This is a genomic window from Streptomyces sp. NBC_00016, assembly GCF_045040885.1.
GTDB classification, from domain to species: Bacteria; Actinomycetota; Actinomycetes; order Streptomycetales; family Streptomycetaceae; genus Streptomyces; species Streptomyces coriariae.
On the sequence record NZ_CP108304.1, the window covers coordinates 9,893,547 to 9,908,332 of the forward strand.

At 70.6% G+C, this 14,786-nt stretch carries 10 protein-coding genes and 1 pseudogene; 5 read left to right on the top strand and 6 right to left on the bottom strand.

The genetic code is table 11. The features are described from left to right. Positions 1-223 precede the first annotated feature (223 nt). Positions 224-3,412 carry an AMP-binding protein gene (locus OG933_RS43620; RefSeq protein WP_405633032.1) on the top strand — a complete coding sequence of 1,063 codons (3,189 nt, stop codon included), beginning with the start codon at positions 224-226 and terminating at the stop codon, positions 3,410-3,412. A gap of 502 nt (positions 3,413-3,914) precedes the next feature. On the opposite strand, the gene OG933_RS43625 is transcribed toward OG933_RS43620, so the two are convergent. Genes OG933_RS43625 through OG933_RS43635 form a run of 3 tightly spaced genes read right to left on the bottom strand, consistent with a single transcriptional unit; the run spans position 3,915 to position 5,391 of the window. Beyond that, the gene (locus OG933_RS43625; protein WP_405633035.1) at positions 3,915-4,469 is read right to left on the bottom strand and encodes a TIGR03086 family metal-binding protein; all 555 of its coding nucleotides are present in this window, start codon (positions 4,467-4,469) and stop codon (positions 3,915-3,917) included. Then, positions 4,466-5,032: an SRPBCC family protein gene (locus tag OG933_RS43630; RefSeq protein ID WP_405633037.1), complete on the bottom strand. Its 567-nt coding sequence runs from the start codon at positions 5,030-5,032 to the stop codon at positions 4,466-4,468. Before OG933_RS43630 ends, OG933_RS43625 begins: the two co-directional genes overlap by 4 nt. Beyond that, entirely contained in the window at positions 5,029-5,391 is a 363-nt protein-coding gene (locus OG933_RS43635) for a metalloregulator ArsR/SmtB family transcription factor (protein ID WP_362535043.1), read from the bottom strand. The genes OG933_RS43630 and OG933_RS43635 overlap by 4 nt, the downstream gene beginning before the upstream one ends. A 591-nt stretch (positions 5,392-5,982) precedes the next feature. Between OG933_RS43635 and OG933_RS43640 the strand changes: the two genes are divergently transcribed. From OG933_RS43640 to OG933_RS43655, 4 genes and pseudogenes are all read left to right on the top strand, one after another. Further along, positions 5,983-6,564 (top strand): RNA polymerase sigma factor, encoded by a 582-nt coding sequence (locus tag OG933_RS43640; protein ID WP_405633040.1) that lies wholly within the window; start codon positions 5,983-5,985, stop codon positions 6,562-6,564. Between the two features lie 170 nt (positions 6,565-6,734). Continuing rightward, positions 6,735-8,072 (top strand): annotated as a pseudogene (locus OG933_RS43645) (putative bifunctional diguanylate cyclase/phosphodiesterase); the annotation flags it as partial. 117 nt (positions 8,073-8,189) lie between these two features. Next, positions 8,190-8,480, top strand: coding sequence for a hypothetical protein (locus OG933_RS43650; protein WP_405633043.1), 291 nt, complete (start codon positions 8,190-8,192; stop codon positions 8,478-8,480). 142 nt (positions 8,481-8,622) lie between these two features. After that, entirely contained in the window at positions 8,623-10,008 is a 1,386-nt protein-coding gene (locus OG933_RS43655) for a condensation domain-containing protein (RefSeq protein ID WP_405633046.1), read from the top strand. Positions 10,009-10,601: 593 nt separating this feature from the next. Here the strand turns inward: OG933_RS43655 and OG933_RS43660 are convergent. Genes OG933_RS43660 through OG933_RS43670 form a run of 3 tightly spaced genes read right to left on the bottom strand, consistent with a single transcriptional unit; the run spans position 10,602 to position 14,557 of the window. After that, positions 10,602-11,549: a hypothetical protein gene (locus tag OG933_RS43660; protein WP_405633049.1), complete on the bottom strand. Its 948-nt coding sequence runs from the start codon at positions 11,547-11,549 to the stop codon at positions 10,602-10,604. Between the two features lie 15 nt (positions 11,550-11,564). After that, positions 11,565-11,993, bottom strand: coding sequence for a hypothetical protein (locus OG933_RS43665; RefSeq protein WP_405633052.1), 429 nt, complete (start codon positions 11,991-11,993; stop codon positions 11,565-11,567). After that, positions 11,990-14,557: a hypothetical protein gene (locus OG933_RS43670; protein WP_405633055.1), complete on the bottom strand. Its 2,568-nt coding sequence runs from the start codon at positions 14,555-14,557 to the stop codon at positions 11,990-11,992. Before OG933_RS43670 ends, OG933_RS43665 begins: the two co-directional genes overlap by 4 nt. Positions 14,558-14,786 lie beyond the last annotated feature (229 nt).

Below are 14,786 nucleotides of genomic sequence, written 5' to 3' on the forward strand. Positions count from 1 at the left end.
GCGTGGGAGGCGATCAGGGGCGGCAGAGCCGTCTCGGCCGCCTCGGGGGAGTGGGCCGCCGCGGCTCTCCCGGGTGAGTGCGCGGCGTCGCTCCGCCGTGCGATCCCCGACGTCTTCGCAGTGGTTTCCCGACGTGGCATGTCCCCGGGCGGGAGTCGTCCGACGCCAAGGAACGAAAGGGAAGTCGATGCCTCAGCCCGCTCTTTCGATCATCGCCGGAGGCGTGAGCCCCGTCCCGGGCGATGTGTACGCCATGTTCCGCGCGCAGGCCGAACGCCATCCCGGAGGGACAGCGGTCCGGCAGGGCGACGAGGCCCGCACCTATCGCGAACTGCACGCAGCCGCAGAGGAGTTGGCCGGCCGACTGTACCGTCGTGGGGTGCGCCCCGGTACGCCGGTCGCTGTGCACATGGAGCGTGGTGTCCACGCGGTGGTTGCCCTGCTGGCCGTTCTGCGGCTCGGAGCCACCTATGTGCCGCTCGACGTGCACCACCCGCTGGAGCGTTCCCGGACCGCTCTGCGTGCCGCCGGCGCGACCTGCGTACTCGTCTGCGGGGACGCGCCGTTCGAAGACGCCGAAGACGCCGAAGCCGTCGATCTGCTCCGTCCCGAACCGGGGGAGGAGGTCCCCGCCACCGCACCGTCACCCGCCCTCGACGATCCGGCCTACATCCTGTTCACGTCGGGGTCGACCGGCGAGCCCAAGGGGGCCCGGCTTCCCTACCGTGCCCTGTCGAATCTGGTCTCCTGGCTGCGTCGTAAGGCGAGCGTGGGCGTGGGGGCCCGTACGGTCCAGTTCTCCCGGGTGAGCTTCGACGTGTTTCTCACGGAGGTGCTCGGCACTCTGACCACCGGCGGTGAGCTGCTGGTGCTCGACGAGTCCCGCCGGGCGGACGTCGAATACCTCCTGCGGTTCTGCGAGGACCGGGGGGTCCAGCGGCTCCACCTGCCGTTCTCGGCGCTCCGCCCCTTCGCCGAGTGGGCGCAGCACAGGAAGGCCTCGCTGCCGAGTCTCGTCGAGATCTCCACGGCCGGTGAACAGCCCTATGTGACAGCCGCGTTGGAGCGACTCCTGAGCACCGGTGAGCGGCCGATCCGGCTCACGAACCAGTACGGACCCACGGAGACCCACGTGGTCACAGAGGCGATCCTCACCGGCGATCCGGCCGGCTGGCCGCGTACGCCGACCGCCGGAGTCGCCCTCGACAACACCGTCGTCGCCCTGCTGGACACCGCGGGCGCCGTCTTACCGCTGGGCGACGAGGGCGAGGTGAGCGTCGTCGGCGCGCAGGTGGGGCTCGGCTATCTGGGGCCGGTGTCCACAGCGCCGGGAGCGGGTTTCGGCCCTGTCGAAGCGCTGGGTGGACGCTGGGGCTACCGCACCGGCGACCTGGGCCGGATCGAGGGCGGCGAACTGGTCCTGCGCGGTCGGATGGACGACCAGGTGAAGATCAGCGGCCACCGCGTGGAGCCCGGCGAGATCGAGATCCTCGCCGACCGTGCCGCGAGCCTCGCCGAAGTCGCCGCCGTGGCCGTGGACACGCCCGGCGGTACGCGGACCATGGCGCTCTTCGTGGTGCCGGCGCCGGGATCCACCGTGGACCCGGACGCTCTGCGCGGCGCACTCGCCCGCCGCCTGCCGGAGGCCGTGGTCCCCAGCCGTGTCGTCCTGTGCGATGCGCTGCCCCGCACCAGCACGGGCAAGATCGACCGCAGAAGCCTGGCCGAGCGCCCCGCCGACCGGGCCGTCGCCGCCGTCCTGTCGGCACCGGGTCCCGAACTCCCCGTTGACGAGGCGCGGATCGCGGGTCGACTGGCCGCGGTGCTGGGCCTCGACCGGGTTCTGGCGGCGGATTCCCTGCTCTCCCTGGGCGGCAGCTCGTTGCAGGCGATGACCCTGATGACCGAGCTGGCGGCCGAGTTCGGCAGCACGCCCTCGATGGACCGGCTGCTGGGCGGCGCGACCGTGTCCGAGCTGGCCGGGCAGCTGCGGGCGGGCGGATGGGAGGAGTCCGACGAGAACCGCCTGCCTCACGAGGCGACCCACTCCGTCCCGGCCGCCCCAGCCGAACGGCCCCTCCCAGCCGCCCCAGCCGACCCGCCCGTCCCAGCCATCCCCGCCGACCCCACCGTCCCAGCCGACCCCACCGTTCCGTCCGTGTCCGCCGGTGCGTCCGGGAAGAGCTCGACGCCATTGCTCCCCGCGTCGACCGTGCAGTCCGAGATCTGGCTCGCCGGCCGGCTCGGCGACCCGACGGCGTACAACGTGACGATCGCCCTCGACATCGCCGGCAGGCTGGACCGCGCACGTCTGCGGCACGCCCTGCGGCGCACCATCGCCCGGCATCCGGCACTGCGTTCACTCCTGAAGCGCAAGCGTGACCGTATCTTCGTCCACCGTCCGCAGGACTGGCTCACCCCGTTCGAGTACGAAGTCGTCGGCAGGGGGGAGACGCGGAGCGGCTCGGAAGCGAGTGAAAGAGCCTTCGCCGACCGGCCGTTCGACGTGGCAACGGACCTGCCGATCCGCATGACCCTGCTGCGCGGCCCGAGCCAGGACCGGCTGGTCGTCGCGTTCCACCAGCACGCGGTGGACGCCGCAGGCATACAGACGGTCATCGACGATCTGGCCCACTGGTACCGCACCCCCGACGGCGCCCGGGAAGGAGCGACGGACGAGGCCTTGGACGCAGCGGCACCCGGTCCGGACCCGGCGGACGCCACCACACTGGCGTACTGGAGATCGGCCCTCGCGCGCGTCACCCTGGCCCATACGACCTGGCTGCGGCGCGAGGGCGGCTCTCCCTCCGGCCGGCCGGTTCACCGGCGCCTGGAGCTTCCGTACGACCTGCTGCACCCGCACCGGAGCGCACCCGAGAACGGCACGGTCACCCGGTTCGCGAGGATCATCGGTACCTTCGCACAGGCCGCGCACGCTGTCGGAGCGCCTGAGGAGTTCCTCACCGGCGTCGTCACGACGCGCCGCGTTCCAGGAGCCTCTCCCGCCGTGGGCTGCCACTTGGGTCTCCTGCCGATCCTGCTGCGGCCTGCGGCCGGGCTCTCCGACACGGTGACCGCCGTACACGCCGCCATGGCGACGGCGCTGTCCCACCGGCAGATCTCCTTGGGCGAGCTGGCCTCCGTCCTGCCGAAGGGCCCGGTCCTCACCACGACGTTCGGACTCGACGACGCGGAGAAACGCGAGATCGACTTCGCGGGCACCCGTGCCACGACCCGCTACGTCCAGGCGCGTACTCTCCAGTTCCCCCTCGCTCTCACCCCGTGGACGAGCCCGCTGGGCACCGCGGCCCTGGACGCGGTATTCGACGACGGCCTCTACCTGCCGCACACCGTCGACGCCCTGCTCAAGGAATGGACCCGCCTCCTGAGCCACTCCGCAGACCGACTCTGAGCGGGTGCGCCCCATGGGGCAGGTGCCGGTAGATCTCGCGGGCGACGAACCGTTGCGGCCCCGCAGCGGTGGGCGAACGCCGCTTGCGAGCGGAGTCGGTCGGGATTGTCGCCCGCACTGGTCAAGAGCCGTCCGGCGGTCTCGGGGCCGACGCCGGGCAGGGTGACCGGCCTCAGGACAGCCTGGGTGACCTACGGCCGGATCTCCAGCTCCCGGGTGGACAGTCAGCACGGACGGAGCGGTGATGACGAGGGTGCGGATCCGGTTGATGGTCCGGGTGCGGGCCTGACCGCGCTCTTGCGGACCACCCGTAGAGCCTGCACCCCGTAGACCAGCAGCCGTGTCCGGCCACTTGCATCCGCGATCACGCGGCGTCGCGACTTCACGAGCGCCAGGACTCTGCGCCCGCCTCGCTACTTCGATACCACCGCGCCTGTCCGCGCGACCTCTGATGCACGCGAAGGACGGCTTACTACGGGGACGGCGGACCAGTCCAGATCGCTCAGGGGGTGCGTCCGATGAAGGCGAGCAGGCGTGTCTGCACGTCGGCGCTCTCGGGGACCTCAACCCTGGGTCCGTACTGCCCGCTTTTGCGGAGCACGTCGTCGAGCGGCAGCATCCCCTCGAGCATCCGGGCACACCTGACCGGGTCGAGGGTCTCCTCCTGGCCACTGGCCCGCGCCAGGTCCCAGGTGTGCATGAAGACGTCGGCCGTATAGAAGCGGTCGACCGCCTGGTCGAGCGGAATCTCGCCGATGTGTGGGTTCGACAGGACCTTGCCCGCTGTGGCCGGGTCGTCGAGGAGCGCCTGCACCCCGTCGCAGTGGACCGTCCAGGCCGCGACCGGATCGTTGTCGACCGAGGGCCCCTGGGGAAGTTCGACGCCGGCGCCGGACTTCAGGAAGGCCGGGAACCATTCGACGAGGTGGCGCACCACGTCCCGGGCGACCCAGCCTTCGCACGGCGCCGGGTTGTCCCATGCCGCCGGGCTCACGCCGCGCACGCGCTGTGTGAAAGCTCCTGCGACGATGCGGTGTTCATCAGCTGCGCTCGTCATGGGTTCAGGCCCTTCCCGTCGGTCCGAAGTTCCTCGGTGGAGTCGGCGCTGTGGTCGCCCTTGCCGTTCTCACGGCCCGCGAGCAGTTCGTCGAGCCGCTCGTATCCCTGGCGGACGCCGTCCTGCATACCGCTCTTGATGATCGCGTCGCGGGCCTCGAAGGACTCCATGACCGATGTCGTGGTGACGCGGGTCCGGCCACCGAGATCCTCGAAGACGGCCTTCTCCAGGCTGACGCTGTCCGGGAAACCGTCGTAGGCGAAGGTCTGCACGATGCGTTCCTGGGGGCGCACCTCGTGGAACACACCGCGGAAGCCGTACTCGGTGCCGTCGTCCTCGAGATGCACGTAGCGGTACGCGCCGCCGCTGCGGGCGTCGTACTCGTCGATCCGCATGGTGAGCCGGCGCGGGCCGAGCCACTGGACGACGAGGTCGGGGTCGGTATAGGCCGTGAACACACGGTCCGGCGAGGCGTTGAACTCCCGGGTGATGACGATGGTCGGCAGCGCCGGGTCGGCCTCGATCCGCGTCTCGAGCCGACCGCCGGCCTCTGTGGTGCTCATGATGCTTCCTCCCTGGGCACGTCTTCCTGCGCGGGCCGTTGCTCCATCTGCTCGAGCACAGCGTCGAGCCGACGGAAGCGGTCCTCCGCCTCACGGCGGTAGCGCTCGATCCACTTCGTCATCAGGTCGAACACCTCACCTTCGAGGTGGCAGGGCCGCCGCTGGGCGTCCCTGGTGCGGCTGACGAGGCCGGCGTCCTCCAGGACCTTGATGTGCTTCGATACGGCCTGGACGGTCACGTCATAGGGCTCGGCCAGTTCGTTCACCGTGGCGTCTCCGCCGGCCAGCCTCGCGACGATGTCGCGCCGGGTCGGGTCGGCCAGTGCGGAGAAGACCCGGGACAGCCGGTCGTCGACCACTTCCCACCTACCTTATTCAACCTCTTGATTGAATAAGGGTATGACCGGGTCCGCTGCTTTGTCAACCAATCGGTTGAGTAAGCGCGGAGCGCTGCGCTTGCCGAGGGCGATGGCGAGGCGCCCCCAGGGCTCGGCAGCCGCGCTCACGCCAACTCGACCTCAGCGCCCGGCGGCTACAACGACGCGGACGCGGTCCAGCAGCTGTTGGACCCCGCCGGAAGCGCACGCTCAACAATGGGTCGACTTGACAGTAGGGCCTGCTCATCGGCGGAAGCAGCCGGCTGCCGTCCAGCGCTGCTCAGCACCTCAGGCGTGAGGAGTGACTCAGATCACATAGCTGATGGTGTCGTGGACTCGGCCGGCCAGAGCCTCGTAAAGGGCGACAAGGAGCCGCCTTGCCTACCTCAACCCTTGCGACAGGACGAATGTGCTTACGTTACTTCTGACTCTGGCGTCCACCTCCGCCACAGCGCTGGCCGCGGCAGGCTTCCACTGGCTGCGGGACCGCTCCCGCGAGCGGCTCTACCGAAATGTCGCTGAATCACTCCCGAGCGGCGGAACTGTCCGAGAACATCAGCCTGACGGCTCCGCATGGGAGCTACGGATCCCGGCCGACGGGAGCTGACGGTGAGTGAATTCCATTCCGAGTACGACAGGTGCTACCGGACTTGCCACCGAGGCCTGGTAGTGATGGCGACCCACATGCTGGCCGGGGACCTCCATCATGCGCAGGACCTGGTCAACGACGCGTTCGTCAAGGCATTCCGGGCATGGGACACGATCGACAACCCCAAGCACTGGCTCAAGAAGGTCATCGCCCGCGACGCCATCAGGAGCAAGCGGCAATGGAAAAAGCGCCTGGCCGACCTGGCCCGGATTCACGCTGCCGAGCGTTCTCGCCCCGTCCCTGATCCAGCCGCCCTGACCGAGCAACGCGAGGACTACAACCGTGTCATGAGAGCACTGAGTGCTCTGAGTGACCGCCAGCGCACCATCGCCGTGCTCTGCTGGCACGAGGAATGGTCACAGACACAAGTCGCAGAAGCGCTCGGTATCACGCCGAGCAGCGTTGCCAAACACCTGAACAGGGCGTCCGCCAAACTGGCACGCGAGTTCGGAGCCCATGGCGAGACGCTCAACTACTTCCACAACGAGCGGAAGGATCCGCTGTGACCTGGTTCCGGCGGCACTCACCCGACCCGGATCACGACCCCGCCATCAAGGACCATCTCGCCCGCTCCGCCGCCTGGCTGCACACACAACTGGCCCAGACCGGCGACCAACAGGACGAAACCCTCACCGAGATCAAACGCCGAGCCAGCGGCACTGCCCGCCGAAAGACCCGCCCACGCCCTCGGCGGCGCGACCTTGATGCCCTGACCGGTCTGCCCCGCCGCGCCTGGCTGATGAAAAGGACCGAGACGCTGCTCCACGACGCCGAACGCGCCGGTGTCCGAGCCGCCCTGATACTGATCGACTTCAACCGGTTCCGGGCAGTCAACCACACCCTGGGCCACCAGGCCGGCGATCACCTGCTGCGCCAGATCGCCGACCGGCTGCGTCACGCCCTTCCCCGCGACGCGGAAGCCGCACACATGGGCGCGGACGAGTTCGCCGTCATCCTGCCTGCCGCCACGTCCGCGGAGTCGGTGGCCGCTGTCACCGAGTCCCTTCTGGACACCCTTCAATCCCCGTTCTGCCTTGCCGAACTCACCCTGGTTCTGGAGGCCAGCACAGGAGTGGTGCTCTTCCCCGATCATGCGCTCGACGCAGAGCAGATGCTCCGCTGCGCGGATGTGGCGATGTACCGGGCGAAGCGGGACCTCGCAGGGGTGCAGGTGTACGACCCGGCGTGGAACGCTCCTGCGTCCAGCCGCCTTGCGCTCACGGCTGACCTGCTCCACGCACTGGACGCAAACCAGGTGGAGCTCCACTATCAGCCCAAGGTCCGCTTCGATGGCGAGGTGATCGCTCTGGAAGCCTTGCCCCGATGGGTTCACCCCCAGCGAGGCAACGTGCCCCCCGACGAGTTCTTGGCCCTCGCGGAGTCGTCGGGACTGATGCGACGCCTCACGCAGTACTTGCTCGCAGCCGCGGTCACTCAGGTCGCCCGCTGGCGAGCCCTCGGCCTGCGAGCGACCGTGTCCGTCAACGTCTCACCGCACGACATCCACACACAGGGCTTCGCCGACTCGCTCCTCGGCCTCCTGGCCCGCCACCATCTGCCGGGACAAGCACTCCAGCTGGAAGTCACCGAGGAAGTCCTGAACCAGGACCCCCTCCGTGCCGCCGAATCGCTGGACCACCTGGTCCGCCACGGGGTGAGGATGTCCCTGGACGCCTTCGGTACCGGCTACTCCTCGCTGGTACGCCTGCGCCGCCTCCGCCTGTCAGAGCTGAAGATCGACCGCTCTCTCGTGGCCAGGATGGCCATCGAACCCGAAGACGCCGAGATCGTGCGCTGCTCGGTCGACCTGGCCCACTCACTCGGACTGCTGGTCGTTGCCGAGGGGGTCGAGGACGACGACACCTGGGACCGCTTGCGCGATATGGGCTGTGATGCCGTACAGGGCTGGCTCGTGGCTGCTGCCATGCCCGCCGAGGAGGCCACGGCTTGGCTGGTCACCCACGAGCGCGGCCCCGCAACCATCAGTCGCCCCACTCGAGACTCAGGCCGATGAAGACAGACCGTCCGCACGCCCCTGAACCCCGGCAAAGCCGGTCGTCGGCGCTTCCTGACCGGTTGGGCTCTCACCCGAAGGGCTCCGGGTGTACTGCTGCACACGGCTGCGGAGTCGGTGCCGCTGCTACGGGTGTGCCCGCACTACGGCGGACCGCCCGGGAAGGCCACCGTCGACACGGCGACGGACCGGCGGTGCAACCTCCCGCACCATGGCAACGTTGCTGGGCTTGCCGTCTGCCGGGACGCGGCCGCGGACCTCGACATGAAGGACGAGCGCACCACAACCGGCGCCGGGACGGTGGCGCCGCGGGCGCTGAGCGGCACCGCGCTTGCGGCCCTGAACGCCCGGCCGGCCGCCGAACGCTCCGCGTCCTCGCCCGGCCCCTCGACCTCACCGACCGGATGACGCACACGGCCCTGCTCCGCCCCGGCCCGCAGGAGCACGTCCTGGTGAGGCAGTTCCACCAACTGACCGCCGACGGCGCCTTCCTCACAGGACCGGCGTCGGCCCCCACTCTGTCCCGCAGTACCCGACCCCAAGGCAGGGCATGAAATCGACCACCGGTCCCCGGCACCCGGCACTTCCGCTCTCCTCGCGCCAGGAATTGTGCTGGGAGTGGGAGCGCTGCCACGGCAAGCCCTATCCTGCGGTGGTCTCGATCGACTGCTCGACCGCCCTGCGGCTCCTGGGGCCGCTGGACGCCGGCGCGCTGCGGGAGGCCTTCGCCGAGGTCACACTCCACCACGACGCCCTGCGCCTGCGGCTGGACGGGCCGCCGGAGCGAGTCGCCGACGTCGTCCGGCCTCACCAGACGCTTCGCGCAACGCCTCTTCCGCTGGAGGAGGCCGTGCTGCCCGCGCGGCCGTACCCGCTCCTGGTGGACCTCAGCACCCGCCCCTTCGACGTCACCGAAGCCCTGGGACGCGCCTACCTGCTGCGCGCGGCCCCCGACCACCACGTCCTGCTCACCTGCTTCCACCACCTGGTGTTCGACGCGGCCAGCCACCGCCTCTTCCTCAGCGACCTGGCCCACGCGTACAACCGGAGGGTGGCCGCCGGGGTACCGCTGCGGCCCGCCTTCTCCTACCTCGACCTCATCCGCGACGAGTCCACCCGCCCGGCCCTGGACGACCGCGCAGCCCGCCTGGCCGCCCGGGCCGCGCTGTTACAGGCGTACGGCGCCGGGGACCTGCTGCCAGGCCGTACCGCCGGGCCCCCGGCGCTGCGCCACCACTACGACGAGGAACCCCTCGACTTCTCCACCGGGCAGACCCGGCAACTTCTGCACGCCGCCCGGGCCGCCAGGGTCTCCCTGTACTCGCTGCTGACCGCGGCGTTCGCCGACGCCCTCGGCCGTCACTTCGGCCGCGAAAGGATGATCCTCTCCACGCCGTCCCACGGCCGGCTGCGGCCCGAACACCGCACCGCCGTCGGTGACTTCGCCAACATGGTGCAGATCCCGGTGGACGTGTCGCGGGACGGCGGGCACCGGCTGCTGCGGCAGGCGCACGAGGCCGTCCGCGAGGCCTCGGCCACCGTCGACCTGCCGTTCGGGCTGCTCGCCGAGACCGTACTGGGTCGCAGCGGCGACGCCGGCTTCTTTCGGTACGCCCTCGGGCACGCCGCGCTGCGCCTGCACGGGGTGACCGGCTGGGCCCTGGACCGGCAGCGCGACGACGCCACCCCGATGCACGCGATGCGCACCGACCTCATGCCGATAAGCCAGGACTCTTCCCGTTTGACCTACGCCACCCGCCAGGCGTCCGACGCGGCGGCGGCCACGCTCGCGCTCAGTCTCACCATGACGCAGGACGCCCGCCTGTCGGGGGCACTGCGCCACGAGAGGGCCTATCACGGCCCGGACACCGCACGCTCGATCCTGCACCACCTCCGTGAACGCCTGGGCGCACTGTCCGGCTCGGCCGGGACGTGAGGCGTCGGCAACCGGTGCGGGCGCAGGGAGCCGGAGGCGCGCGCCGCATGGCAGGGCGTACACGTACTACCGCCGGGACCCCAACGCGTCGATGGTCCGGTGCGCACAGACGGCCCGCGCAAGCGCCCGCCGATACGTCTTCCCGCACATCGTTGGCTTCGTCCAACAGCCGGTCCAGCGCGGCCTGGTGTCGTCGATAGCGGCTTGTTCTTCGTCAGTGAGCGGGATCGTAGCCCGCATGCGCCGGAGGTTGTCCTTCGCCTCCAGGAGTCGGGCCCTGCTGGAGTGCTTCGGAGCGTAGAAGTCGCAGCGGGCGCAGGCCATGCGGTGCGGGCACTGCTCGAAGAAGGTGTACATGCAGTAGTCATTTCGACTGGGGGCACGTCAGCGAGCGGCATCGGGCGGCGGGGCCGTGGCGGTGCGTACAGGCGCGCAGGCCGTCGGCCGGCAGGCGGCGGGCCTCGTCGCGGTCGACGGGCCGGCGGCGCTTGCCCATCAGCACAGCTACGAACTCCTGGCCTGACCGGCGGGCTCACTCCACAAGAGCCGCACCCAACTGGGTCCGGCGTCCTGAGCTTTCCGGGCGGAGTGGGTCATGCCGGGTCGGAGAAGCGCGGCTCGGCGGCGACTGAACCGTTCTCCAGATAGGCGGACAGCGCCTCGCCGCCCGCCCGTTCCTCGGCGGGCGAGGCGGGAAGCGGCCAGCGCAGGCCCTGGTACAGCAGCCCCCGGTGCACGTCGAAGCAGGCCACGAAGATCTCTCCGTACGACACTGCCGCGTTCAGCGCCCGGAAGTAGGAGGTGCCGCAGACGACCGCCCCCAGCGGAAGCACCCACCAGGCCCAGGGCGTCCACACGACGAGCAGCATGCCCCACAGCCACGCCTGCGCGGCTCCGCTCAACCGCTGCCGGGCGTCCTCCACCTCCTTCTTCGCCTCGTCCGGCAGCAGCAGCCACAGCCGTGGCCAGCAAACCTCGGTGTGCAGTCCGTAGCGCGCTCGCGGCCGGTCCTCGAAGGCGCTGAGTATGTTGCCCAGGCGGGTGGCCATGTGTCGGCTCGGGTCCGTGGGCGCCAGCAGGTAGCGGCGTTGGAGTTCGGCGTACGTGCGGCGCTGCCGCCAGTCGAGAGCCTCGTCCGACACGCCGGCCAGTTCGCGCAGCCGCCGGGTGTCCCGCCGGATCCGCTCGCTGCGGCGGTCGAGCAACGGCTTTTGCAGCCAGTCGAGGCGACGCGGCCAGTACCCCGACAGGGCTCGCACCACCGGGACCGTGAGCCGTTGCGCGGCGAGGGCCGACAGCATGACGACGATCAGCGAGGCCGTGACGAGGAGGCCCTGCATGATCGCGGGCAGTGTGCGCACCTGCTCTCCCAGCTGCCTGGCGACGGCCGTCCAGCCGTCGTGGTGGAGGGAGGGGCGGGTGCGGTTCCAGTGCCAGGCGATCGCCCCGGTGGCCCAGAAGAGCAGGGCAGGTGACAGCAGGAGGGCCATCCAGCGCTCGGCCAGCTTGCCACCCAGTCCGTTCCAGAACGGGCCGAGCACGGTCAGGCCTCCCTGTCAGGCGGTGCCGGGGGCCGCGAAGCCGGCGGCCCGGAAGACGAGTACCACGTCCGTGTGGACCGGGCAGCGCTCCGGCGGCGAATCCGGATCGTCCACGCCGAGCACCGTCCAGACGTAGTGGTCCTCCCTGGGACAGACGAATCGGTCCTTCGCCACGGGGGTTCCCGAGGAGAAGGTGGGCTCCAGTCCCCGCCATCCGACGGTGCTGGGCAGGAGTTCGTCCATCCGGTGTCTGGTCGTTTCGTGACGGGAGAGCAGGCGGTACAGCTCGTCCTCGTGGTCCGCCCTGGCGTCGGGGTCGGTCTCGGCGTTCGCCCTGCGCACCAGCGCGGCCAGCGGCCCGGCCAGCGCCGCCGCCTCGGGCCACCTATCCAGTTCGCGCAGGACGCGCCCGGCCACCTCGACGATGTCACCGTCCTCGTTCATGGTTTTCCTCCGTTCTCCAAGTCCTCCAGGACGCGGTCGAGTTCGGCCCAGGCCGCACGTAACGCACCTCTACCCGAACCGGACCCGGCGGTGTCCAGGGACGACTTCTCCAGACGCAGGAGCCGCTCGGCGGCGGCCGCTCCCTGCGCGGCGCGCGGCCCCGGCAGCTCACGGGCGGCGGTGCCGAGCAGGTCGCGGATCGTGTCCATGTCCGCCACCGGCGTGCTGCCGCCCGGCGAGGGCCGGGCCAGTTCGTCGCGCGTCCTGGCCGCCAGGTGTGCCAAGGAGCGGAACCGGCGCGCCGCCTCCGCTCCGCCGGCCAGCCGGACCCGCGCCACCAGCCGGGCCGTCGTACGGGCGAAGGCGAGCGCTTCGGCCGTCTCGTCCGCGGCGCCCCTGCCGTGTGCCCATACGGCCCATTCGCAGGCGGCGGCGAACCGGGAGCGCAGGTCGCCCTGTTCGGCGTGCCCGCTGGCGAGCCGGTAGGTCTCCGTGGCCCGTCCCGTCTCCCCGCTCGCGAGCAGCACCTGTGCCAGGCCGCGCAACTGCGCGGGCAGGGCGGGCCATTGGGCGCGGGGCACGGCGAGGGCGAACTCGAAGAGTTCCGCGGCCCGTTCGAGGTCGTCGTCCGATCCGAGACGCCGGTGGCGGGCGAGCATGCTGTGTGCCAGGCTGTCGACCAGCCTCGGGCGTTGGACGTACTGGGCGCCCAGCACTCCGAGCGCTTTCTCCCCCTCGGCTATCGCGGTGTCGTTGTCCACGGGGTCGCCCGCGATCCGCCAGCGCTCGGCGAGCAGGAGGGATCGCCACACCGGGAGGAAGCGAGCGTAGACCGAGTCCGCCGGTGCCGTCGCGGCGAACTCGCGCACCGCTTCCAGCGCCGCCGACAACCGCGAGGCGGGCTCCGCGTCCGGCTTGTCCGTCGTTCGGCCCTCGTCCAGCGCGTACGCCACCTTCGCGGAGGCGAGGTGGTGGAGCCGCTCCGACAGCACCGGGTCGTCGGGCGGCGTGCGCTCGACGGCGCGGCCGAGCAGCTCGACCGCCCGGCGGACATCGGCCTCGTCGCTCGTGCGACCGTGCCGGGTCAGATGCGCCACGCCAAGGTTGTTGAGGGCGTACGCGAGGTGTTCGCCGCCCGCGGAGCCGACGGCGAGCACCTTCTCGTGCGCTGCGACCGCGCGGTCCAGATCGCCGGTCCGGCCGTAGAACTCGTACCGAAGCCGCAGACAGCTGCCGAGGTTGGACAGGAGGGCCAGCTCGTTCTGGGACTCGAGTCCCGCCAGGTCGGTGGCTTCCTCCAGCGCACGGATGGCCTCGTTGAGGTCGTGCGCGTTCGGACTGATCATCACCCTGTCGCGCAGTGCCATCCCGAGTTCGCCGAGCTGATGCGCGTGCGCTGTCGGTTCGGTCGGCCCCGGCCCGGCTTCCCGGGCGGCGCACAGCAGCCGGCGCAGTTCGATGGCCCGGTCGAGGTCGCTGCGGCTGCGCCGGCGGACGAACGTCGCCTGCAGGGTGTCGGCGAGGGCTTCGAGGTAGGGGGCGCGGTCATGTTCCGGGCAGGCGTCGAGTTCGCTCTGGGCGAGTCGCACGACGTGGTCCAGGGTGTCGGCCAGGGTGTCGGCCAGGCCGGCCTGCCGGCTCATGAGCCGCAGCAGCGCGCCGTGCTCCTCCCGGATCTCGTGCTGCAGCGCGGTTTCGCCGTCCAGCGCCCGGAGCGCTGTGCGCAGCGCGTCGGCGGCCGCTTCGAGATGGGCGAAGCGGTGGGTCGCCTGAAAGGCGCTCATGTGGGCCCAGCAGAGCCCGCGCCATCCGTAACTGCGTTCTCCCGGCGGTCGGGCCAGCCGCGTGATGGTCTCGGCAAGGTCCTGCCGCGCCGCCACGCAAGCCGCCCACGTCTGCTCGGTCGCCTTCTGCTTGGCGCGAGCGGCGGACTTCTCGGCCGCCCGCACGGCTCGGGCGAGTTCCTTGGGAACCTCGCGGCGGTCGGAGGCCTTCCAGTCGAGAAGTTCGTCGTAGGCCTGCTCGATCCCGACCTTCTCGCAGCGGTCCAGCAAGCCGTCCAGCTCGTCGAGGGCGCTGAGGGCCGATGGGTCCGGCGCGTGCTGTCGTCGCATGCGGGCCCGTACTTCCCGCGCTTCCGTGCCCAGCAACTCCGGCTTTTCCAGGATGAGTTGACGCGAAGTCCGCCAGGACCGCTCGGCGGCGAACGTGTGCAGCAGCTGGTTCAGGTACTGCTCCCGCAGGGGCGTCAAGGCCATGGGAACGCCGCAGCAGTCCGCGTACCGGGGTCCGTTGCCGCACCAGCACGGATCGCCGGGCGGCGGCGGCCAGTCGAGGAACGTTTCGCAGCCTTCCCCCGCGTAGCCGATGACGTGGTCCCTGTCCCAGGGGTCGAGGCCCTCGGACGCGCACCATTCCAGATAGGCGTCGACCGTCACGACGGCGATCTGGCACTGCTCGGCGACGGGCGCGAGTTCCCGGAGAAAGCCTTCGTGCCGCAAGGAGTACGCCGGGAAGTCGAACCCTTGCCAATCGGTGTCGAAGTCCGACCACAGCCGACGCATTCGATGGAATTCTTCTTCCGGCAGCCACCAGCACGTGGCAAGCGGAACCAGCTCTTCGGAATCCTCGCTTTCGGGCACTCCCCTGTCCTCGCCCCCCGATCCCACGCAAAGGGATCTCGTCCCCGGATTGTGTCAGGCATGCTGGGTTCCGTCCGTGTCTTCGCCGGATTCACCGGAACCGGCGCGCACCGATCCCAGGGGGTCACGAATGGGCCTGTCACTGCCCGCG

What these genes read in the sequence shown, in the direction of transcription:
- OG933_RS43625 (WP_405633035.1), bottom strand. Translation starts at nt 4,469, where the DNA reads ATGACGAGCGCAGCTGATGAACACCGCATCGTCGCAGGAGCTTTCACA.
- OG933_RS43630 (WP_405633037.1), bottom strand. Translation starts at nt 5,032, where the DNA reads ATGAGCACCACAGAGGCCGGCGGTCGGCTCGAGACGCGGATCGAGGCC.
- OG933_RS43640 (WP_405633040.1), top strand. Translation starts at nt 5,983, where the DNA reads ATGGGAGCTACGGATCCCGGCCGACGGGAGCTGACGGTGAGTGAATTC.
- OG933_RS43655 (WP_405633046.1), top strand. Translation starts at nt 8,623, where the DNA reads ATGAAATCGACCACCGGTCCCCGGCACCCGGCACTTCCGCTCTCCTCG.
- OG933_RS43665 (WP_405633052.1), bottom strand. Translation starts at nt 11,993, where the DNA reads ATGAACGAGGACGGTGACATCGTCGAGGTGGCCGGGCGCGTCCTGCGC.
- OG933_RS43670 (WP_405633055.1), bottom strand. Translation starts at nt 14,557, where the DNA reads ATGCGTCGGCTGTGGTCGGACTTCGACACCGATTGGCAAGGGTTCGAC.